At 68.6% G+C, this 20,526-nt stretch carries 20 protein-coding genes and 4 pseudogenes; 5 read left to right on the top strand and 19 right to left on the bottom strand.

The window, feature by feature from the left end; all coding sequences use genetic code 11:
• The 6 genes and pseudogenes from BFN33_RS55130 to BFN33_RS55125 all read right to left on the bottom strand — a co-directional run.
• Positions 1–184: pseudogene (locus BFN33_RS55130) on the bottom strand (IS256 family transposase); the annotation flags it as partial.
• Positions 185–563: 379 nt separating this feature from the next.
• The gene (locus tag BFN33_RS47205) at positions 564–1,271 is read right to left on the bottom strand and encodes a hypothetical protein (RefSeq protein WP_069766388.1); all 708 of its coding nucleotides are present in this window, start codon (positions 1,269–1,271) and stop codon (positions 564–566) included.
• Entirely contained in the window at positions 1,268–1,819 is a 552-nt protein-coding gene (locus BFN33_RS47200; protein ID WP_256123077.1) for an RNA polymerase sigma factor, read from the bottom strand. Before BFN33_RS47200 ends, BFN33_RS47205 begins: the two co-directional genes overlap by 4 nt.
• Positions 1,820–1,853: 34 nt before the next feature.
• Positions 1,854–2,879 carry a serine/threonine-protein kinase gene (locus BFN33_RS47195; RefSeq protein ID WP_079141416.1) on the bottom strand — a complete coding sequence of 342 codons (1,026 nt, stop codon included), beginning with the start codon at positions 2,877–2,879 and terminating at the stop codon, positions 1,854–1,856.
• A complete protein-coding gene (locus BFN33_RS47190) occupies positions 2,876–4,759 on the bottom strand; it encodes an ABC transporter ATP-binding protein (RefSeq protein ID WP_256123076.1) in 1,884 nt (627 codons plus the stop codon). The genes BFN33_RS47195 and BFN33_RS47190 overlap by 4 nt, the downstream gene beginning before the upstream one ends.
• A gap of 305 nt (positions 4,760–5,064) precedes the next feature.
• Positions 5,065–5,307: pseudogene (locus BFN33_RS55125) on the bottom strand (LLM class flavin-dependent oxidoreductase); the annotation flags it as partial.
• A gap of 84 nt (positions 5,308–5,391) precedes the next feature.
• Between BFN33_RS55125 and BFN33_RS55120 the strand changes: the two are divergent.
• Positions 5,392–5,574, top strand: a pseudogene (locus BFN33_RS55120) (transposase); the annotation flags it as partial.
• A gap of 256 nt (positions 5,575–5,830) precedes the next feature.
• Here BFN33_RS55120 and BFN33_RS47180 read toward each other — a convergent pair.
• The 6 genes from BFN33_RS47180 to BFN33_RS47165 all read right to left on the bottom strand — a co-directional run bounded on the left by BFN33_RS47180 (position 5,831) and on the right by BFN33_RS47165 (position 8,731).
• The gene (locus BFN33_RS47180) at positions 5,831–6,151 is read right to left on the bottom strand and encodes an ATP-binding protein (protein WP_069766385.1); all 321 of its coding nucleotides are present in this window, start codon (positions 6,149–6,151) and stop codon (positions 5,831–5,833) included.
• A 123-nt stretch (positions 6,152–6,274) separates the two neighbouring features.
• A complete protein-coding gene (locus BFN33_RS47175) occupies positions 6,275–6,736 on the bottom strand; it encodes an ATP-binding protein (protein WP_069766399.1) in 462 nt (153 codons plus the stop codon).
• Between the two features lie 247 nt (positions 6,737–6,983).
• Positions 6,984–7,568 carry a GAF domain-containing protein gene (locus BFN33_RS51110; RefSeq protein WP_370743395.1) on the bottom strand — a complete coding sequence of 195 codons (585 nt, stop codon included), beginning with the start codon at positions 7,566–7,568 and terminating at the stop codon, positions 6,984–6,986.
• Positions 7,549–7,794, bottom strand: a complete 246-nt coding sequence (locus BFN33_RS47170) for a DUF5133 domain-containing protein (RefSeq protein ID WP_069766384.1) — start codon at positions 7,792–7,794, stop codon at positions 7,549–7,551. Before BFN33_RS47170 ends, BFN33_RS51110 begins: the two co-directional genes overlap by 20 nt.
• A gap of 471 nt (positions 7,795–8,265) precedes the next feature.
• Positions 8,266–8,391: a hypothetical protein gene (locus BFN33_RS55115; RefSeq protein ID WP_256123075.1), complete on the bottom strand. Its 126-nt coding sequence runs from the start codon at positions 8,389–8,391 to the stop codon at positions 8,266–8,268.
• 76 nt (positions 8,392–8,467) lie between these two features.
• Positions 8,468–8,731, bottom strand: a complete 264-nt coding sequence (locus BFN33_RS47165) for a hypothetical protein (RefSeq protein ID WP_069766383.1) — start codon at positions 8,729–8,731, stop codon at positions 8,468–8,470.
• Between the two features lie 937 nt (positions 8,732–9,668).
• Between BFN33_RS47165 and BFN33_RS47155 the strand changes: the two genes are divergently transcribed.
• Entirely contained in the window at positions 9,669–10,271 is a 603-nt protein-coding gene (locus BFN33_RS47155; RefSeq protein WP_069766381.1) for a GNAT family N-acetyltransferase, read from the top strand.
• Between the two features lie 356 nt (positions 10,272–10,627).
• Here BFN33_RS47155 and BFN33_RS47150 read toward each other — a convergent pair whose 3' ends face one another.
• Together BFN33_RS47150 and BFN33_RS51095 are read right to left on the bottom strand one after the other, a co-directional pair.
• On the bottom strand, positions 10,628–11,296 hold the full coding sequence (locus BFN33_RS47150; RefSeq protein ID WP_069766380.1) for a class I SAM-dependent methyltransferase: 669 nt from the start codon (positions 11,294–11,296) through the stop codon (positions 10,628–10,630).
• A 50-nt stretch (positions 11,297–11,346) separates the two neighbouring features.
• A pseudogene (locus tag BFN33_RS51095) lies at positions 11,347–11,700 on the bottom strand (transposase); the annotation flags it as partial.
• Here BFN33_RS51095 and BFN33_RS47140 point away from each other — a divergent pair.
• Together BFN33_RS47140 and BFN33_RS47135 are read left to right on the top strand one after the other, a co-directional pair.
• The gene (locus tag BFN33_RS47140) at positions 11,648–12,076 is read left to right on the top strand and encodes a hypothetical protein (protein ID WP_069766378.1); all 429 of its coding nucleotides are present in this window, start codon (positions 11,648–11,650) and stop codon (positions 12,074–12,076) included. The pseudogene BFN33_RS51095 and the gene BFN33_RS47140 sit on opposite strands and share 53 nt — an antisense overlap.
• A gap of 28 nt (positions 12,077–12,104) precedes the next feature.
• On the top strand, positions 12,105–12,572 hold the full coding sequence (locus BFN33_RS47135; protein ID WP_069766377.1) for a hypothetical protein: 468 nt from the start codon (positions 12,105–12,107) through the stop codon (positions 12,570–12,572).
• A 65-nt stretch (positions 12,573–12,637) separates the two neighbouring features.
• Here the strand turns inward: BFN33_RS47135 and BFN33_RS55105 are convergent, their stop codons facing one another.
• The 3 genes from BFN33_RS55105 to BFN33_RS47115 form a co-directional block, all read right to left on the bottom strand.
• Positions 12,638–13,477 carry a hypothetical protein gene (locus BFN33_RS55105; protein ID WP_256123074.1) on the bottom strand — a complete coding sequence of 280 codons (840 nt, stop codon included), beginning with the start codon at positions 13,475–13,477 and terminating at the stop codon, positions 12,638–12,640.
• Between the two features lie 1,294 nt (positions 13,478–14,771).
• Positions 14,772–15,608 carry a helix-turn-helix transcriptional regulator gene (locus BFN33_RS47120; protein ID WP_069766376.1) on the bottom strand — a complete coding sequence of 279 codons (837 nt, stop codon included), beginning with the start codon at positions 15,606–15,608 and terminating at the stop codon, positions 14,772–14,774.
• Between the two features lie 477 nt (positions 15,609–16,085).
• A complete protein-coding gene (locus BFN33_RS47115; protein ID WP_069766375.1) occupies positions 16,086–16,835 on the bottom strand; it encodes an SDR family oxidoreductase in 750 nt (249 codons plus the stop codon).
• A gap of 363 nt (positions 16,836–17,198) precedes the next feature.
• On the opposite strand from BFN33_RS47115, the gene BFN33_RS47110 reads away from it, so the two are divergent.
• Positions 17,199–17,645: a nuclear transport factor 2 family protein gene (locus BFN33_RS47110; RefSeq protein ID WP_256123073.1), complete on the top strand. Its 447-nt coding sequence runs from the start codon at positions 17,199–17,201 to the stop codon at positions 17,643–17,645.
• 535 nt (positions 17,646–18,180) lie between these two features.
• On the opposite strand, the gene BFN33_RS51090 is transcribed toward BFN33_RS47110, so the two are convergent.
• Both BFN33_RS51090 and BFN33_RS47095 read right to left on the bottom strand, forming a co-directional pair.
• Positions 18,181–18,971, bottom strand: a protein-coding gene (locus BFN33_RS51090) for an IS5 family transposase (protein ID WP_370743396.1) whose coding sequence is annotated in 2 segments (ribosomal slippage) — positions 18,181–18,641 and positions 18,641–18,971 — 792 coding nt in all. Because the reading frame shifts where the segments join, the coding sequence is not laid out codon by codon here.
• Positions 18,972–19,209: 238 nt separating this feature from the next.
• The gene (locus BFN33_RS47095; protein WP_256123072.1) at positions 19,210–20,067 is read right to left on the bottom strand and encodes a GAF domain-containing protein; all 858 of its coding nucleotides are present in this window, start codon (positions 20,065–20,067) and stop codon (positions 19,210–19,212) included.
• Between the last annotated feature and the right edge of the window lie 459 nt (positions 20,068–20,526).

Below are 20,526 nucleotides of genomic sequence, written 5' to 3'. Positions count from 1 at the left end.
CGCCTTCCAGAGCAGATTCCAGGACCCGCTTGGTCAGCTGCTGCAGCAGCCCGCCCTGACCGGTCAGCTGCAGCCCCTCCGACCGGGCCCGTTCCACCAGCATCGCGACCAGTTGCTCATCAGACACGGGCGCAGGCTGCCCGGACGGGGCACTCTCGACAGGTTCCACGGTCTCCAACTCCACGGCGGTGTCAGTCACTTGACGTCTCTCCCATGATCGTCGGATCCGCCGTTAGATTTACACTCCCCCAGTTCCTCCACCCAGACACAGGCAGCGACCTCCCGCGCCCCCAGCTCCTCGATCAACGACACCATCGACGCCCCGTACTTCACCCGCGCTTCCCCAGAAAGGAGCTACACCCATGGGCGATGTGCCCGGCCCGATGCAGAGGTTCCGGCCGGAGTGGCAGGCGAGGAACCTGATCGAGCGCGTTCGACGCATCCTGCCCGTGGATCCGAGCAGCGCCTGTCCGCGTTTGTTCAACGCCGCCGTCCGAGATCTCCGGCGGCAGGATCCTGGTCGTGGGTGGCGGCATCGCCGGCGAGGCCGCCAAGACGGCTGATCAGTCGGACGGATGGAGGGTCGCGCTGGCCACGACCGAGCGGTCGGCCGCCAGCAGGTGCACCTTGGTCACGGGTGGCGAGCCGGTGGTGTAGGGGGCGACCCACTGGGTGTAGTCGGCGGCCAGGGGAAAGGTGCCGATGATGGTGGTGGAGCCGTCCGCCCGTTCGATCTGGCAGGTGATTGTGCCGTGCAGGTCGGCCCGGACGCGTGCGGGGAGGTCGTCGGCGTCCACCGACATGTACACCCAGTGCGGCCGACCCGTGTAGGCGAAGACACGCCCGACGTCCTGGCTGTGGGAGGTCAGGTCGGCGCTGAGCAGCCGGTCGGTCCGGGCGGGGCCGGCGGTCGGTGAGGACGCGGAGGTGACGCCGATCGCCCATCCGCCCACCGCCAGCGCCGCGGCCGTCACAGCGGTTGCGACACCGAGGGCGAACCGTTGGCGCAGTGTCCGGCGACGGCGTTGGGGCGGTAGTCCGATGCGCTGGAGCACACGGATTTCGAACCCCACCGGCGGCTCGCGTCGGGGAATCAGGTGGAGCAGTTCGTCGGCCGTGCGCGCCAACTCCCGGACGTTCTCCAAGCAGGCGGGGCAGCGCTGCAGATGGGACAGGGCAGCGGCGCGCTCCTGGGCGGGCAGTACTCCCAGTGCCACTTCGGCGGCGATGTCCCGCAGCCGTTGGCAGGTGAACAGGTCGTCGCCGGTCATGATGTCGTGTCCTGCCTGTGCGTCAGGGTCTCGCGCAGCTTGGCCAGAGCCGTCCTGATCCGCGTCTTGGCGGTGCCGAGGGGCACCTGCTCCAGGTCCGCCACCTGCTGCGCGGTCATTCCGTAGACGCCGGCCATGACGATGGCACGGGCCTGGCCCGGCGGCAGTTCCGCGATGGCCCGCCGCAACTCGGCCGAGTCCTCGTCGGCCACCGCCAGCCGCTCGGGGCTGTCGGTGGCCGCGTCCAGCAGCGGTGCCATGCGGGTGGGGTCCACGGGGACAACCCTGCGGGAGCGCACGGCGTCGATCGCCAGGTTGTGGGCGATGGCCGTCAACCAGGTACGCACTGATCCACGGCGCGAATCGTAGACCTGGGCGTGGCGCCAGGCCTGTTCGAAGGTCTGCTGGGCCACGTCCTCGGCGAGCTGGACGTCGCCGGTGACCGTCATGGCCACGCCGAACACCCTGTGCTGGAACCGGCGGACGAACGCCACCGCGAACTCGGGATCGTCGGTCGTCAGTCCCGCCAGCAGCGCGTCATCGGGCATCCGTTCCAGAGAAAGCCCCATATGGTGCATATCTCTAATACGTAGCATCCTCGCGAAGGGATTGTCCGCAGGACGGCTCAGGTTCCGGTGACTCCACGTCCCTGCGATGGAAGGGCAACAGCGCGTCGAACGCCGAGGCGAGGGAACCGATGCTCGGCCGGGCGGCGGGGTCCGGTTCCAGGCACGCGTCGATCGCGGTGGCGAGCGCACGCGGCAGGCGGCGCCGGGTGCCCACGGGTGCGGCCCTGCCCTCCAGCTGCGGGTACCGGTGCTGCCGGCTGTAGGTGTCGCTGAGGCTCTCGGACGCGGACGCGGACGCCGACGGGACGCCGGGGTCGCCGGCCGGCTCGCCGTCCGTCGTGGCGGAAGCGACCTCGGGGAAGGGGAGGTCCCCGGTGGCGGCCTCGTACAGGGTGATGCCCAGGCCCCACACATCCGCGGCGGCGGACAGACCGGTGCCCCGGGCCTGCTCGGGGGCGAGGTAGCAGGGGGTGCCGATGCCGGCGGGCGCCGGCCCCGGCGGACGGGCGACGCTGAGGTCGAGGAGTTTGGCGCGCCGGCAGTCGATGATCACGTTGGAGGGCTTCACGTCAAGGTGCAGCAGGTCCCGGCCGTGCAGGTAGTGCAGTGCGGAGCACAGGTGCAGGCCCAGGAAGGCCACGTCATGGGCGGCGAGCCGGTGCCGCAGGCGGCCGATCAGGTGGGTGAGCGTCTCGCCGGTCAGTGTCTCCAGGACGACGAGGGGCTCGGGCATCTCGACCGTCTCGTACGCGCGGACCAGATGCGGGTGGCTGAACGCCTGCAGCCAGCGGCCCTCGCGCAGGAGCCGTTCACGCAGCCGTGTTTCGTGTCGGCGGTCCGGACGGAGCGTCTTCACCAGGCAGCGGCAGTCGCGCTCGTGGCTCCAGGCGTCGTACACGTCGAGCCATCCGGTCCTGGTCAGATGGGCCAGGACCTCGTAGCCGGCGGCCGGCGTCGCCCCCGCCGGCAGCGGAGGGACCGGCGGAGCCGCCGGGTGTCGGGGAAGCGCTCGCGGTGAGGCGAGGTTCGGACGGCTCATGGGAAGGCCTTGATCATGGAAGCCGTGGCAGCGGGATCCGCGGGGGCGTGCAACCGGTGCAGTCGGGCATAGGTCTTGCCGCTCAGCAGCAGGTCGTGATGGGTTCCCTGCTCGACGACCCGGCCGTGGTCCAGCACCAGGATCCGGGTGGCGTCGCGGACAGTGAGCAGGTTGTGGGAGATGACGATCGTGGTGCGTCCGGCCATCAGCCGGCGCAACGGCTCCATGACACGCCGGCCCGACTCGGCGTCCAGGCCGGTGGTCGGCTCGTCCAGGAGGAGCACGGGCGCGTCACGGATCATGGCCCGTGCGATCGCCAGGCGTTGCCGCTGACCTCCGGACAGCAGCCTGCCGCGCTGGCCCACGACAGTGTCGTAGCCCTCCGGCAGAGCGGTGACGAAGTCGTGCGCGTCCGCGGCACGGGCCGCCGCGACGACCTCCCGCTCACTGGCGTCCGGACGGCCGTAGAGGATGTTCTCGCGCACGGTGCCGTGCAGGACGAGCGTCTCCTGGAGCACCACGGCCACATGGTCACGGACGTCGGCGAGCCGCAGGGTCCTCAGGTCCGCTCCGTCGAGGTGGACGGCCCCGTGCTCGGGGTCGTAGAAGCGCAGCAGGAGCTTGGCGACGGTGGACTTCCCCGCACCACTGGCCCCGACCAGCGCCAGGATCTGCCCGGGCTCCACGCGCAACGACACGTCGCACAGCGCGGGCCGGGCGGTCCCCGGATAGGTGAAGCCGACACTGTCGAACTCCACCTGTCCGCGAACCCGGCCCAGCCGGACGGGAGCGGGGCCATCGCTCACCTGCGGGCGCTGGTCGAGCAGCTCGACGATCCGCTCCGCCGCGGCGGAGGCCGCGTAGAAGGTGCTGTTGAGGTGGGACATGCCCCGGATCGGGCTGTAGAGCTTGCTCAGCAGGGCCAGGAAGACCAGCAGCTCGCCCAGAGTGAGACGGCCACGGGCCAACTGCCAGGTGCCCAGGCCCATCACCAGGAGAGCCCCGCTCAGCTCGACGAGGTCGACCAGCGGTCCGAAGACGGCACGGATCCTGGTCGAGGTCATGGTGGCGCGGTACCGTCCGAGAATCTCGCGCTGGAACCTGCCCTGCTCCCACTCCTGGCGGTTGTACGCCTGCACCAGGGCGATGTTGCCCAGCACCTCCTCGGCGACCGCGCTGACCGAACCGCTGCGCCGACGGCGCTCCCGGGAAGCGGCCTTCACCAGCCGGGAGAAGTACCGGGCCGCGCACCAGAACAGCGGCACGACGACCAGGGCGAACAGCGTCAGGTCCCAGCTCAGGTAGAAGAGCATGCCCAGGAAGATGCCCAGCCGCATCACGTACCACAGCGCCTGGGCCACACCCGAGAGCAGAAACGTCTCGACGGCGTCGACGTCACCGGTGACCCGGGCCAGTACATCGCCGAGCCTGCGCCGCTCGAAGAAGCCGAGGGAGAGGCGCTGCACGTGCCGGAAGACGTCCGCCCGCAGCGCGAGCAGGAATCGCTCGCCCACCCAGGTGGAGGTCACGTCGTCGGCGAACGACACGATGCCGGAGGCGAGGCTGAGCCCGACGTACGCCAGGGCGATCGGCAGGAACGGGCTGAGGTCGCGCTGGACGAGCACTTCGTCCACCACCACCTTGAACAGCCATATCTCCGCCGCGTCGATGGCGGGGCCGACCACGCAGAACGCCACGAGCGGCAGGAGCCACCTCCGTCCGCCGCGCGTGTACGGCCAGAACCGGCGGAAGATGTGCCGCACCGGCAGTGCCGGCGCGGCAGCGACCACCTGTTCACCCTCCGGCTCGGCGACAGTGAGCAAGCGCCGCAGCGCCGCGAGCGGGGCGGCGCCCCGCTCGCGGTGACGGCGAAGGTTCACGGAACCGCGACTCACCGGACGCCGCCCCCGACGACCGGGACATCAAGCTCACCGGCCGTCGAGGGAGCCCGGCGTCACTTGTGCGTGCCGGTGCTGGAAGTACGGCGATGGTTTTTGCGGTGGTGTGACGTCCTCCCCTTCGAGGTGGTCGTGGTCTTCTTGCCCTTGGAGTGCCTCTTGGCTGGTGCCAGGTGACTGAAGAGCGACATGGTCTTTCCCTTCATCTCGCACGGTTCTCTAGGACATACGTGCGATCTCCCGTTTTGGATGGCGATTCCGGCAAGATTTCCGCGCACGGAATCCTCTCGACGCATCGCCGCCATCTGCTCGTCGAGGCGTCGGCCTCGGGTGCGCTTGTCGATGCCCGTGACCTGCTGGCCGTCGTCCCGGCCATCGATGCCCAGGCGAGGACCAGACGGCCACCGGTCATCCGGGCCAGCGTGGCGGCCTGCTTGGCGGACAGGGCGGTGTCGCGCAGGGGCGACCATCACCTCGGTCTCGACGCGGATGCGGGAGGTGGCACCGGCCAGGACGGCGAGTGCGACCAGAGATCGTCTCCAAAGGTGGCCAGGTGACGAGGGATCATGCTTGTCGTAGTGCGTCGTCATGAGCTTTCGGATGCCGAGTGAGCAGTGTTATCGCGGTTGTTGCCAAGTTCGGGGACTGCCGGGCGGCCTCATTCGGACGACCGGGTGGTACTGAACGGGATCGTGTGGAAGCTGCGGACCGGCTCGGCCTGGCGTGATGTGCCGGAACGTTATGGCTCCTGGCAGACCTTGTACACGCGGTTCCGCAGGTGGGCGCTGGACGGCACGTCCGGGCAGCGAGTCCCGGCTATCGCGCGCGATTCGAGCCCGCAGCGTCTGACCCGTCGCGCAGGACGCCTGACCTTGAGCGGAGGCCCCGAGCCTCGGCCATGACTGCCCAGGACGTCCGCCTGCCGGGGCCCAACCCGGACAGAGCGCGGTCCCGCACCTGAACGCCGGGCCGGATGCGGGACCGCGGCGCCACACGACCAACGCGACGGGCATCCCAACGGAATCGGACCGCGTCAGCGTCGGTTCTGCTGCGTCAGCCCTGCGGGAGGACTGCGGTGGGAGACACGGCACGACGGCCGTCGACCGTCTTGCCCGACGCATGAACCCGGACCCGCACGTCGATCGACAGGTCCCGTACCAGCTGCCAGCCGAACCCGCCCGGCCTGGTCGCGTCCAGCAGCTGGGGCCGCGGCGGCAGGGGGCTGGCATCGTGCACCGCCACCGTGACCGTCCCCGCACCGGCCTTCAGCTCGAACCAGGTCACCCCGCCGGTATGAAGCACCGCGTTGGTGAACAGTTCCGCCACCACCATCAGCACCGTGTCCACGGCGTCGCCGCCGTCCGGCGCGGCCACCAGCGGAATTCGCGGGCCATGTCAGTGGCCTGCGCAGCCGTCCGTACGCTGCCGTCGCCCAGGGGTTCGGGTCCTTCTCGGGGCGGATGCACCATCAACGGTTAACAACGGCTCGGTGAATGCTCATATCAGGCGACCGGCGGGGTTCCCGCCGGGGTCGTCGGCGAGTGCGATGGCGGCCGTGATGCGTTTGCCGACCGGTTCACGTCGCATCTCGAAACTCCGGCTCCCGCCGATGACGATTTCGAGGCCGTGCTGTCCGACCCGGCCCGGATCAGGGCTCTGGGCCACCGGCAGCGTCGGGTCGGTGTCCCACACGCTGACCTCCACGGCACCGTCGCTGATCTCCAGGTCCAGCAGACACGGGCCGGGCGCGTATTTGTGCGCGTTGGTCACCAGCTCGCTGACCACCAACTGCACCAGGCCCATCGCACGGTCCGACACCGGGATTCCGTGCACGGCCTGCACCTCGGTCAAAAAACCACGGGCGGCACGCCGGGCCTCAGCCACCGGCTCACTGCCGGCGAAGGTCAGAGCCGACAGGATCGGGCGATCGGCCAGTGACAGATCTTCGTTTTCGGGCACCACTGGACCACACCGCCACCCTCGTCCTGAGCAACACGGCTAAGACCCTCAGCTACCCCCGAAGCCGCATCCCACACCACGGGCAGAAGCACCCCTCACCGCAGCCACGCTTCCTGTCGGTGATCGTGCGCGAAACCAGGCCTGTGACCTGCAGCTCAGGCCACATCCACAAACAGGTAGTGGGGCGGATGTCAGGGGCGGGGGCGCAGTTGGGGTGCAGTGGAGGGCCGGCCGGGGAGGTTGGTGATCAGTTCGGTGCACAGGTCGCGGAGTTTGATGTTGCGGTGCTGGGAGGCGGAACGCAGGACGGCGATGGTCGATGACGCTGCGATGCCGCATGGCCTGCTGCATCTACTCGGTGATTTCCTGCGTGTCGGTAATCCCGCTGGGACAGCGCGGTCACGCCCATCGCCTGAGCAGCCAGGGCCCGCAAGGCGGTGAGACCGGCGTGCCTGAACGCGCCGGGCGGGGCGGCATACAGGTCCAGAGCACCGACGGTGTGGGTCTGGGCGGCGATCGGCAGCGAGAGCGAGGAGCGGATCTCGCAGGCAGCGGCGTAGACGGGGTAGTCACCCCACCTCGTTTCCACCAACATGTCGTCAACGCGGAGTTTCTCGCCGGTGCGCAGGGAGCGCCGGCAGAGGCCGTACTGCTTTTCGTCCAGTTTGGTCCCCCGCCGACGCTGACAACGCTCAGCGGCCGGCCGTCGCGCTCCAGTGTCAGCCCGGCTCCCTGGGCGCGGAAGAGTTCGAGCGTGGCGTTGGCCAGTGTCTGCACGAAGTCCTCGAGGGCGTCGGTTTCCAGCAGCCCTCTTACGCGGCCAGCGTTTCATGCTGCTGAGAGAGGCTCGCCCCGCTCGCGCTGTACTGCTCCAGCAGTGCATCGGCCGCCAGCAGCGCCTGTTCCGCGGTGCGGGCTCCGGTCATCACACACAGCGTGTACGTGGCGTCCTCAAGATCCCTGCTCGTACGGCCGGTAGGACGCACGTCATGCTCGATCCTCGCCTGAGCAAACCGGGCCAGTACAGCACGCAGATCCTTTTCCGCAGGAATGATCACGGTGATACCTCTCCCTCAAAGCCCCTCCCGCAGGCGGCCACCGCACCGCAAGGAACTGGCTGCATCCATCCACTGCCGCCACGGCCCGTCACCGGGCACATGAGCAGACATCAAGTGCCCCACCTCGGCAGGGCTATGCCACCGTGACGTCGTCGACGTCGCCCGGGACAGTGCCGGGCGCTGGCGGCACCAGCCCCCTGATGCCGCGCCCGGCCTGACCTCTCCCCCTTGTCGTGTTCGGGCCCTTTTGCTCCCGCCGTGCAGCGGCTGCTGCAGCTGACGGACAAGGCACCGCTGCTGGTGGCGAAGGCTGCCTGACCGTGACCTGCCAAACCGCCGACGCCGAGCCTGCCGATGTGACACGTGCAGCGCCCGTTAGGCCGTAGCCGGTAGGCCGTGAGTACGGCTGCCCAATAGCCGCTCCCCCCGTGCGGGCGTTGCTCCCGGGGCGGCAGCGGACACTGGCGGGTCTCACGCCCCGTACCGTGCCCGGCTCATCAGGCCGGGCACGGTGTGTTCTGTGTGGGCCTTCTGCCCGACGTCGCACAGCTTGACGTTGTGGTGCTGGGAGATGCGGCGCAGCACGTTCACCGACAACGAGGACTTCGGCGCGCTGAATCTGTACGCACGCGGCCCGGGCGCCTTCAGCAAGGAGATCGAGACCGCGGGCTGGCTAGAGCAGGACGCCGGTGGTTCGCCGACAGAACAAGCCGCGGAGCTTGACCGGCTCCTGGTCGTAGTCGTCCTCCGGCTCCGGCGGTGCGGCGGCCTGGAGGCGGGCGGCTTCGGCGGCGGCTTCCCTGCCTGCGAGGTAGTCGGTCCAGCAGTTGGGGCACATGTACGGGTTGCCGGTCGTCCAGGGATCCCGTGTGGCGGTCTCCTCCCAGCGCTGGTCGGTGAACTTCTCCCCGCACTCCTGACAGACCGGTCGCCGCACCTCCCGCTCAGCCGCCCGGCGCTGCCTCTCTTCGCTTCGGCGCGGGCAGCCTGGCGGCTGCCGCGTCCGCGCCGTCCTCCTGTAGCTGCTCCAGGGTGGTGCCGAGGACCGGCACGGCCTGGCCGTAGTCGAGAGCGGTGATGCCCCGGGTGGTAGGTGTCGTACCGGCGCGGTGCCCAGTAGCGTCGGCCGGCCTCTTCCAGCACGGCGAACGTGTTGACGATCTTCGCGTCCGTGGTGTCCGCGCACACGAACGCCACCGGCGCCAGGCCCTCCACGCCGGTCGACGGGTAGATGCGGCGCCACAGCCGCATCTCGTGGCCGATGTGCTCGACGCGTACAGCCGGGAGCGGGTCAGATCGCTGGTGTACTCGTCCGCGTCCCGCGGCAGCAGCTGGCTCCACAACCAGTGCCGGCGCAAGGTCGTGGACGGCCTCGGTGCGGCGGTCGATCTCCAACGGCAGCAACGGAACGTTCGAGGCCGGTGCCCGCACGACCAGATCCGCCCGTTGCCCGTGCCCTAGCCGAGCCGGTGCGGGGCCTCGGTCTGGAAGCTGAGCCGGTGCCCGATCCCGGCGCTGTACAGCTCGGCGGCCGTGGAGGTGACCGCCGCGGCGTGGTCGTCGTAGCCGCCTGCTCAGGTTCGCTGCCGTTGCTCGCCACGGGGTGCTCCTGGTGGTGGGGCGGGCTTCCCGACGTGACCCTTCTACAGGTGTGCCTCTTTGGCTCCCGTGTGACGTCGATCTTGGAAAACCCGTCGGCCGTGACCGCATCGTGATCGACATTGTGTCGCGCCGAACCTTGAGCAAATCTCACCGAACCCTGACGGATCCCAGTTCGTCTCACCGAACATCAGGTAGGCAGATCAGGGCGTTGCCCCAGCGGGCGAGAGCCTGTTGGATCGACCGGTCTCAGTACAACCTCCCGGGAGGCGTCCGTGAGCAGCAACGCAACAGGCGATGCACCCGCTGCCCCGTTCATCGTCCGGCCGCTGGACACGGACACCTGGCCCGCGTTCGCCCGACTGGTCGAGGCGAACAACGGCGTGTGGGGCGGCTGCTGGTGCATGGGCTTCCATGTCAAGGTCGGGAAGGGGCGTACCCCCCAGCAGAACCGGGCCGAGAAGGAGCAGCGAGTCCGTGAGGGCCGCACCCATGCTGCACTCGTCTTGGAAGGCGACGACTGCCTGGGCTGGTGCCAGTTCGGCTCGCCGACCGAGCTGCCGGAGATCAAGAGCAGACGGAAGTACGAAAAGGACCTCAGGACGCTGCCGGACTGGCGCATCACCTGCTTCTTCACCGGCAAGGGGCTGCGCAAGCGCGGCGTCGCTCACGCCGCTCTCGGCGGTGCGCTGGCCGAGATCGCCCGTGCGGGTGGCGGCTCAGTCGAGGGCTATCCCGAGGAGACCGACGACCGTTCGATGCCGGGCTCGTTCCTGCACACCGGCCCGATGGCCGTCTTCGAGAACCACGGTTTCACACGGACCCGGCCGATCTCGCCTCACCGCTGGGTCGTCACCCGGATCATCGCTCCAGCCTGAGGTTGTCGACGTCGCCGACATCCCCCCGCAGATGGAAGCCGTCGGCCTGGCCCAGGCCTTCGATACGCACCCGCACCGGCCGGTGCGCACCCGGTGCGCCTGACCATCGTGTAGTGCGCGTCCGGGGACGGCGGTGGTGCACACCCTGCGCATCGGGTGCGCACCACCGCCGGCCGGTGTACCGCGCCTGGCGCCCCATGTGCCGCGCCACCCATCGCGGTGTGCGCCATCGTCTCGCAGCACCGCACCAGGTGCCCCGCCGAAGGCGGGCGGGCTCTTGTATCACACGCCCCTTGTCCGAGACCTGATCAGCGACCGGGACGATGGCTGACAAGACATCTCAGGGGGTGAAGAAGTCAAGCTGGCTCTTCGGCAGTCGGCTTGTAGGCCAGGAGACTTGCGAACTTCCAGTTCCGTTTCTCGTCGGGCTCCTGCACCAGCTGAGCGGTGATGGAGAACCCGGCCTGGTTCAGCAGCTCAGCGAGCTGGTGTGGGGGCAGCCGATAGGACGCGAAGGACACGGGGTGGCCGCCATAGCCGTGTGTCGGACGGCGGTGCTCACCGGTGCCTACGTGGCCGGCGAGGAGGAGATGTCCGCCGGGCGCCAGGGTGCGGTGGAACTCGGCGAACACGACCGGCAGAAGCTCCGGAGGTGTGTGGTGGGTGGAGTAGTACGCCAGGATGCCGCCGAGCGTGTCGTCGTCGATCTCTAGCGCGGTCATCGAGCCCACGGAGAAGCGCAGGTTCGGATAGGCGCTTCGGGCCAGTTCGATCATCTTTGGGGACACGTCGATGCCGAATACGGAGACCCCGAGTCCGGCCATGTGCGCCGTCACTCTTCCGGGTCCGCAGCCCAGGTCCGCGACCGGTCCGCGGTCAGGTGCCTGCACCAGCTCGGCGAAGGCGATCAGCATCGAGCGGGAGAGGGGGTCCAGCTCGGACGGCGTCTTAACGAGGGCCACGTAGTCGTCGGCCACGGTGTCGTATGACTCCCGGACCGCAGCAAGGTAGGAGGGCTCAGTCACACGGTGAATCTAGACGGGTGCACTGACACCGACTGTGGCCGATGGCCGGCTCACGCAGGTACTTGAGGGGGTGGGACGAAGGCGTGTTGTTCGTCGAAGTGTTGCCGGGTCTGGAGGCAGTGGTGGAGCTGTCCGAGGAATCGGTTGAGCAGGTGACGCTGGGCGGCGTTGTGCCAGTCGCCGTGCTCGCGTCGGCGCCGGTGGTGGGACTTGGCTCCGGACGAGGCCTGGAGGGCTGAGAAGGCCCAGAGAGACCCGGCGTGCACGAACCGGTTGTTCTGGATGAAGCGGCAGCCGCCGAAGCGTTTCTTGCCGGAGGCGCGGGTGATGGGGACGGAGCCAGCGTAGGACTTGAGTGCTCGGGCGTCGGCGAAGCGGGTCCGGTCGTCGCCGATCTCGGCGACGTTCTACGCGGCTGAGGTCTGCCGGGCGCTCGTGCTGGTCTGGGACAACGTCCGCCCTCACCTGACGGCAGACTCGCGCGAGGACTTCGCGGCGAACACCGACTGGCTCACGGTGTTCCAGCTGCCTGCCCACGCCCCGGACCCGAACCCGTGCAAAGGCGTGCGGTCTATGGTCAAGCACGACCTCGGCAACCTCGGCGCCGCCGACCTGGGGCAGATCACCCGGACGGTGAAATGCAAGCTCAAGATGCTGCAGTATCGGCCCCGGCTGCTCGACGGCTGTCTCATCGGCACCGCGGCCTGGCCCTCGACGCGTGATCAGCCCGGGAACCTGCCACCCGAACATGCGTTCAATGGCATCGTGTCACCTCGATGAGGTTCCCGCCCGACGAATCGAGTGAGCCGTGAGTGAAGACGTCCTCTCTGTCATTCCGACCGACCCGCACTGGCAGCCCGAGCAGGTCGCGGCTGACCGTACTGCGTCGATCGTGGAGGACCTGGCCCCCGGGCTCCCCGGCGGCGCCGACGTCGAGATTGACGTCACCTGGCACGACACACTCACCGTTGTCGACTGTGGTCAGAATCTGCAGAAGATCGGCTGTCCCCACTGCGGCGCGTCGATCGACACCCGGTGGTGGGGCGACCTACTCGAAGCCCACTGCGACGACGGCTTCGCAACCCTCGCCGTGGTGGTCCCCTGTTGCGGCACCGCGACCTCGCTGGACGCACTGGACTACGACTGGCCCTGTGGCTTTGCTCGATTCGAGATCGCCATCTGGAACCCCGAGCGCGCTTGGTTCAGCGATGAGGAACTCACCGCCATCGGGGACGCACTCGGACATTCAGTGCAGCAAATCAGGGCCCACATCTGAATCACCTCAGCCCGCCAGGCCCGACATCACGAGTTCAGGTTCAGCAGCACGGGATGTCATCGACATCAGGTCACGCGGGTTACCGCACCGGAGGTAAACCACTGCACCAGTGTCGCCGCAGCGTGGACGCCGGCACGGGCGGCCTCCAGGGTCTCCGGCACAGTGCCACCCTGCCCACCGTGCCGGGAGGTCTGCCCCTCCCACAGCGCACGCATCATCGCCTCGGCCGGCGCAGTCGATCCTGCTCCCAGCGTGGTGGTGAACCGGTGCGACGCATCGCGGATCACGCGCAGCATGGTGCCGAGGGTCGCCTTGCTGTTGTTCGGTTCCACGACGGCATGTGCGGCGGACTCGACTGCCTTGATCGCCTCGCTGTACGCCCGTACCGGGTCTGGGTGCAGCCCGTACGCGGCCTGCCAGGAGAGCGACAGGTGCTCGGCTGCGGAACCTGCGTCCGGGGCAGTGGATGCGTCGGCGATCGTCTGGCTCACCGCGTCGCGGACGGTGGGGACGAGGCGTTCTTCCAACCCGGTCCCTGCGTCATCGACTCGGTAGGCCGATCCCGCAGCGTCCAGAATTCGGGCCAGCCGTCCCTCAAAGTCTCCTCCGAGCCCCAGGTCCTCGCCATCCTCGGACTGCTCCCATCCGAGGATGGCGTCCACCACGTCGAGCAGGACCATGCCGTCTGCGCTGACCAACGCCTCATAGGCGTTCTGGCCAGGACGCGGCGCCAATCGAAGCCGCAGACAGGCCTCCACCGCGTACTCGTGGTCCCGCGAAAAGTGCCCTGCCACCCACTTCTGCAGTGCTCCGACAAGATGGCGGGGAACACCGTCATAAGGGGCGAAGTCGTAAGGCTCGCTTTGGCCTATCCGAACGGAGAAGGGCGGCCGTGCCAGGGTCATGGTCCGTGAGCCTACTGCTCAGCAAGGGCAGCAGAGGACAGGATTTTCCGGCATTCAACAGCCCTTCGGCCCGCGGGTTACGTTGATGCTCTGGACAGCTACCCTCCGCCGCACCTAGCCGAGTTGGTGCGCAGAGTGGCCGGCGTGCGGGAGGTGCCTCAGCCGACACCCGCGTGACGGCGGGTCCGCAGCCTCGTTGGACGGTGCGCCGGCCTCGGGGACGTCATGCCTGATCCCCCGGGGCCGTGGCGTGTCCGGCCAGGTCAGTCCCCACGCCGGCTGGTACTGCGGCTGGGGCTTGCTATACCTGGCCAGGGGCCGGAGCCGGGGGAACAGGAGGGCGTGCAGGAGGCGAATGCGGGTAGGGGCCACAACTTCGAGATCATCGCCGCGGCCGGGACATCAACCCAACTGGCGCAGGCCGACGACACCTGGCACCAGGTCTCTGGCGAGCTCCTTTGAACGTTCCCTGTCCCCCAGAGGATGAAGACCGGGGACGCGAAGACGTGCGCTCCGCCCCGAGCAAGCGGCGACGCCGACCGCCTCCGGTGTGGGCACAGTGCCAGACAGCTGTCGCAACTGTCCTGAACCGTCACAGCATCCCGCAGTCGTCAGGTCCGGGGCACCTTGCAACCGACGCCTGCGCTGCCTGACGACACTCGGGGACCGGCCGTGTCGCCGACAGGATCGTCGCTCAGCGGATTCACTGCGACCACCCGCTTGCCCACGGATTCGCGGTGGACCTCGAAGCTCCGGCAGACAGCCGTGACGATCTCCAGACCGTGTCGCCCCACACGCTCTGAATCCCTGGCCAGGATCACCGGCAGCCTCAGTTTGGTGTCCCACACCGCGACCGCGACGGCCTCTCCGGTGAGCTCGAAGGTCAGCAGAAGGGTCCCGGAGCGTATTTACGGGCGTTGGTCACCAGCTCGCTCACCACCACCTCCACCGTGCCCGTCGCTCGGTCCGACATCGGCAGGCCGGGTTCCTCTCGCAGGTCCGCGAGGAAGGCCCAGGCCAGAACACCGGCACCTGCCTGGCTTAGTGACTTGCAGGTTCGTGGCCAGGCCAGTGAGGAGGTGCGTCGTCGGAAGGATGTGGGTCTCGTCGACTACGTGGAAGCGAATCGGCGGCCAAGTCAACAGCTACGCCGCCGAGATCGCTCAACGCGGTTGACGACCGGTTCAGGTCTCGGGGCTGGCGCTCGGAAGTCCGGACAAACGGGAGCGAACGGCCTGTCTACGGGGGGTCGGCCATGCCCAGTAGCGTCGGCTCGGGTCCCCGGTCCTGGACGTCAGGGGGTGAGCTGTTGGTGTCCGATGACGGAGAGCAACTCAAGTTTGCTGTGGCTCTCCGTGCCGGGGCGAGTGGTCAGTACCACCAGGGTCTGGGCGCGGTTCTCGGTGTACAGGAGCTGGGCGTCGACGTCGATGCGGCCGAGTTCGGGATGGAGGAGGGTCTTGCAGTCGCCGTAGCGGGCGACCTCCTGGAGTTCCCACATGCGGACGAACTCGGGGCTGTGTTCCTGGAGTTCGGCGAGGATCCGGGCGGCTCGGGGGGTGTCGCTGCCGGCGGTCAGCGCGGCCCGCAGGCGTGCTGTCTGGGCGCGGCCGTGGCTTTCGTGGGTCTCCTCGGGATACACCAGACGTTCGGCCGGGTCCATGAACCAGCGGTAGTAGCCGCTACTGGCCAGACCGGTGTGGCGCATCTGGTCGCCGAGCAGTGCGACGGCCAAGGGGTTCATCGCGAGGGTATCGACCAGGTCGGTCGTTACCAGGGCCGGGGTGTCGTCGAGGCGGTCCAGGACCCGCATCAGTGTCGGGCTGACGTGTTCGGAGCGGTGGAAGCGGGCCGGGGCGTTGTGGCCGATGAGGACGAAGAGGTGGTCGCGTTCGTCCAGGGTCAGCCGCAGCGCCCGGGCGAGACCCGCGGTGATCTGGACGGAGGGCTGCGGCGCACGCTGCTGTTCCAGCCGGGCGTAGTAGTCGGTGGACATGCCGGCGAGCTGCGCGACCTCCTCGCGGCGCAGCCCCTGCGTACGCCTGCGCGGCCCCTCGACCAGGCCGACGTCGCCGGGGCGCAACATCTCACGCCGCCGGTACAGGAATTCCGCGAGTTCCTTCTTGTCCATGCCCTCATCCTCGCCGCATCCCGGCCGGCTATCCAGAGACCGCCGATCCATGGCTGAGCCCTCCTCCCCCACCCGCGCGAAGCCGCCGGGCCGAGGACGAGGGCGCTATATGAGCCGCTGGAAAGTCCGCCGGCTGTCGGCGGTGCGGCGTAGGCCGTCGGTGTGGAAGACGGCCCGCGGCCCCGGTCCTCCGTCGAGGACGCCCGACGCTTCGGACCGGCCTCGGGCCTCGCCGTTCGCCCTGGCCGACGCGGCGATGTCCGTCGTGTGAGGGGCGCTCGACGCGCCGTCGGTACTCAGGACGGTGCCGGTCGCCTCCAGTGCGACGACCGAGGCGAAGCCGAAGGCGCTTCCTGACCGTTCTGCGGCTTGGGCGAGGACCTCCCCGAGGCGGGTCGAGCTCGCGTTCGTCCATGCTGTGGCCCGACGGGGCCGCCTCCTGCGTGCTGTTGTCGCCCGTCGGGCATGTCACGTCGGTCAGCTGCTGCTGATCATGGCGAGGACGTCGTCGTAGGAGCCGTTGGCCTGCGCGTCGCGGAGGAATCTGGCGCGCTCGACGACCAGCTCCTTCGCGTCGGGCTTCTCGCGCAGCAGGCCGAGGGCCTCGGTGAGGAAGTCGTCCAACGGCATGGACTGCTCGTTGTCCTGCTGGCCCATCAGGGTTGTGCGCACGGGCGGCGGGACCACCTCGATCACCTGGACGCCGGCGTCGGCACCGGCGAGCTGGACGCGCAGGCTCTCGGAGAAGGAGTGCAGCGCGGCCTTGGTCGCGCTGTAGGTCGGCGTGATCGGGAGCGGGACGAACGCCAGCGCGGAGGTGACGTTCAGGACGACCGCGTCGTCCTTGCCCACCAGCAGCGGCAGAAAGGCGTACGTCATCCGGATCGGGCCGAGCAGATTGGTCGCGACGTGATCCTCGGCGACCTGGAGTCCGGCCGGGTCAAGGACGCTCTCCAGCAGCTGAATGCCGGCGTTGTTGACCAGGACGTTCAGCCCCGGGTGGCTCGCCGCCACGGTCTCGCGGGCCCGGGCGATGGAGTCGGGGTCCGCGACATCGAGGACGAGGGCGTCGATGCCCGGGTGCTCGGCCGTGATCTCGTCGAGGAGTTCCTTGCGCCGGCCGGCGACGATCACCTTGTTGCCGGCCTCGTGCAGCCGCAGGGCCAGGCCGAGGCCGATGCCCGAGGTTCCGCCGGTGATCAGGATCGTGTTGCCCGTCATCTTCATGGGGGTCTGCTCCTTCGGTACGGCGGGCCGGTGAGCGCCCGCAGCCCCGACCGTAGGAGGGCATGCGCAGGGGCGGGAGAGGAAGGTTTGTCCATGGATCGGCGGTCTCTGCCTCGTGAAGGGACCGCCGGCCGTCGGGCTGGGTCCTGCAGAAGCTGCGGACACTCCCGCTAGGGTCCACAGCTCCTTCTTGTGCACGATCTCCATGACGGCTGGCTGGGGAGGATCGTCGGTCCATGGATATGTGATCCTCTCCCGCCCTCGCCGATACATGCCCATAGTCGAGACTGCCGGGCGCACCCAGCCCCTGCGGCGAAGAAGAAAACCGCTGAGGCAAACGGCGCCTACCACCAGATGCTAGCCATGCTGAGCCGCGCCAAGGCCCGATCCAGCAACGCACAAAATGGAGAGCCGAACATGAAACCCACGAATGAAGACACCGTCGAAATCGGCAGGGCCCTGGCGCTGTGGGCGCACATCATGGACGACCATGAGCTGGACCGTCTCGGCGAATGCCTCACCGAAGACGCGGTGTGGGACGGCAGCGTCTTCGGCGGCGACCCGGTCGTCGGGCTTGAGGCGATCGCGACCTTCATGAACGCCCCCGGACACGCGAAAGCCCACCACACGACGACCATCGTCGTGTCGGAAGGCCCGGGTGACGAGGTGCGGGCCCGATCCAAAGGTCTGAGCCTGCTGGAGGGCGGCGGTGTCGCCAGCGTCGTGTACGCCGACGACCTGCGACACACCGATGACGGCTGGCGCATTTCCCGACGGGTCATCCATTTGACGTGGCCACATCGCTTCTAAGAGGCCGCTGAGTATCGCCGTGTCCGAACCTGGTGCTGATTCCACTGCTGGCCCTGATCCTGCTCGTCTCCGCGGGCAAGCTCGCCCGTCACGGCTGACATCGGGCAGTGACTCGACACCTCATTGCGCAGCAACTGATAGCCGGGAGGAAGCGAGCAGACCTCGATGATCGGCGTGGATGTGGGTGGCGGGGACCGGCTGGCGGTGTTGGCCCAGTACGGATGGCCACCGCCTAGCAGATGCACCCGATGATCGCGCGCGGGGTGCGGATCGAGCAGACGCGGCGGCGGCTGTCTCGGCTCGCGAGGAAGGACTCATCGACCGGATCACGCTGCCTCGGCTGGGACCAGTCCCGGCACGCGTAAGAAGGTTTCGCCGTTCACGACGTACCGGAGACGGTGGAGGCGGGCGAGGACCTCGGTGCCGCGGTGGGTGGGGATGCATCGGCTGGGCCAGGCACTGAGCACGGTCGAGCGGACGCACAGCCGTCCACCTCGAAAGAGTTGACGGCTCTCGCCTGCTTTCCTAAGAGGTCCTAACAAAGGCGTTGGACGTGTCGGTGGGTGATCAGACAGGTGGCGAGGCCGAGGAAGGCTTCGTGGATGTCGTCGCGTCTCTCCCAGCGGACCCGCAGACGGCGGAATCCGTGCAGCCAGGCGATCGTGCGCTCGACCACATAACGGAAGGTGCCCAGGCCACTGCCGTGTTCTTCGCCCCGTTCGGCGATGACCGGTCGGATCCCACGGGCACGAAGCAGCCGGCGGTACTTGTCGTGGTCGTAGCCGCGGTCCGCGAGGAGCGCGTCGGGCCGGCGTCGTGGCCGGCCGACCGCGCCGGCCACGGGCGGAACCTTGTCCAGCAGGGGCAGCAACTGTGTGACGTCGTTGCGGTTTCCCCCGGTCAGCGACACCGCGAGCGGGATGCCCTGCCCGTCGGTGAGGACATGGTGCTTGCTGCCCGGCCGTGCACGGTCGACCGGGCTGGGCCCGCTTTTGGGCCGCGCCGAGCCGCCCGCACATGGGAGGAGTCGATCACCGCCCGCGACCAGTCGAGCTTCTTCGCGGCCCGCAGCTTCTTCAGCAGCACCAGATGCAACTGGTCCCACACGCCCGCCTCGTTCCATGCGGCCAGCCGCCGCCAGCAGGTCATCCCCGACCCGAAGCCCAACTCCTGCGGCAGGTACTCCCACTGGATGCCGGTGTGCAGGACAAACAGGATCCCGCACAGCGCCTGCCGGTCCGGAATCCGTGGCCGGCCCTCCACCAGCTTCGGGCCCGGCTGCGGCAGCAACGGCTCGATGAGCGACCACAGTTCGTCCGAGACGATCCACGGACGCGACTCCCTCTTTCCCACGACCAGACCAACGAACAACCAGACCAACAGTCACATGATCAACAGCTTCTGTTAGGACCTCTAAGCGAGCCCCATGTGCGAGGGTCCGTCTCTGTTTCACCAGAGCCTGTACCCGCTTGCCCACAGTGTCATCGCAAGCGGCGTTTTGGCCAGTACGTACGCCCGGCCTCGGACTTGGGCACATGTTCCTCACTGACCCAACGCGAAACGGTCAGCGGTGATCACGGGCGGTGCTGTGGATGTGTTCCAGGGCGTCGAGGACGACGGTGTGGCGATGCCAGTGCAGCCATCGGCCCACGGTGGCGCCGGTCTTCTCCAAGGCGGTGAGCTGTGTCTGGCTGAGGCCTGCCAAGGGTCGTTCATGGTGGGAGGAGATCATGCCGAGCACGTGGCCACGGCTGGTCAGGGGAAGGCTGTGGGCGGCGCGGCTGCCGGCCTGGAGGATGGCGTGGCGGGAATCGTCATCGAAGATGTCGGCTGATTCGACGTCTTTCACGGTGACCTGTTGACGCTGCTCGGCGGCCTGCGCACACGCGGTGGTCGAATCCTGGACGAAGGCGAAGAAGTCGGTGAAATACCGGTTCAGCCCCGTGTGCTTCTCCAGCCGCAGCATCCCGTGTTCGGCGAGCTGGACGTTGCCCATATCGGTTTCGGTGACATGCAGGACCCGCCGCAACGCCGCCCGGAGAACCACTGCGTGACTTTCGGCCCCCGCGCCTTGCAGCGCCAGATCCGGCAGCGCGGGGGCGACGAAGCGGGCTCTGCGTGGAAACCACTGCGCGGCACCGGCGTCCGGGCCGGCGATACGCACCACGGCATCAGCGAGCGTGTGCAGCTTGATGTTGTAGCGCTGAGAGGTCTGCTTCAGCAGTTCGAACCCTGCGGCGGGACTGGCCAGACGGTAGCGGTGGACCAGGATCCGCTGCGCCGGTTCGACCGCGGCCCGCGCGAGCTGCCGGTTGCGGACCTCTAGGGCATCCGCCGAAGCGGTGGGTATGCCCTCACCAGGCCCGTCCGTGCGGGGAGCGGCCGGCAAGGGGCCGGACATCTCTTGGCTTTCGTCGATCACAACGGCACCTCCTGAGCGCATAAGGACACAAACGGACCGCAGGAGCGCACGCTTGCTCGCGACGCGTCCCGCGGTGTGCCTGTGGCCTAAGCACTCACGCTCACCCTAGACACACGACCGCCCAGCTCGAAACAGGGCCCCACCTGCTAGAAGTTCGAAAGCGCGGGCTCGCGGACTTGCCGTCGGGCCTCGAAGATGCCCACCGCGCTGGCAGCGGACTGCGAGATGACTGAGCGCAGCGGACAGTTGGCGCGGACCCACCACGTTGGGCAGCGCCACTGCGTTCGCTACGTGGAAGAGAGCCGGCGGCCGTCTCGGTGAGCGGGACGGGGTCGCACCGCCCACCGTGCGGGCGGCGCGACCCCGTTGGGACTGTCGGCGTCGTGGATCGCCACCATCGAGATCAGAGCGCCGTCGGCGGCATCGACGTACATCGGGTCCGTGGCAGGGCCCAGCCCC

This window comes from Streptomyces sp. LUP47B, assembly GCF_001746295.1.
Classification (GTDB): Bacteria; Actinomycetota; Actinomycetes; order Streptomycetales; family Streptomycetaceae; genus Streptomyces.
This window is presented reverse-complemented; position numbering and strand designations above follow the sequence as displayed.

Bases quoted from the DNA above. Each gene is read 5' to 3' on its own strand.
- BFN33_RS47205 (WP_069766388.1), bottom strand. From the start codon at position 1,271: ATGACCGGCGACGACCTGTTCACCTGCCAACGGCTGCGGGACATCGCC.
- BFN33_RS47200 (WP_256123077.1), bottom strand. From the start codon at position 1,819: ATGCCCGATGACGCGCTGCTGGCGGGACTGACGACCGACGATCCCGAG.
- BFN33_RS47195 (WP_079141416.1), bottom strand. From the start codon at position 2,879: ATGAGCCGTCCGAACCTCGCCTCACCGCGAGCGCTTCCCCGACACCCG.
- BFN33_RS51110 (WP_370743395.1), bottom strand. From the start codon at position 7,568: ATGAAACGCTGGCCGCGTAAGAGGGCTGCTGGAAACCGACGCCCTCGA.
- BFN33_RS55105 (WP_256123074.1), bottom strand. From the start codon at position 13,477: ATGACCCTGGCACGGCCGCCCTTCTCCGTTCGGATAGGCCAAAGCGAG.
- BFN33_RS47120 (WP_069766376.1), bottom strand. From the start codon at position 15,608: ATGGACAAGAAGGAACTCGCGGAATTCCTGTACCGGCGGCGTGAGATG.
- BFN33_RS47115 (WP_069766375.1), bottom strand. From the start codon at position 16,835: ATGAAGATGACGGGCAACACGATCCTGATCACCGGCGGAACCTCGGGC.
- BFN33_RS47110 (WP_256123073.1), top strand. From the start codon at position 17,199: ATGCTGAGCCGCGCCAAGGCCCGATCCAGCAACGCACAAAATGGAGAG.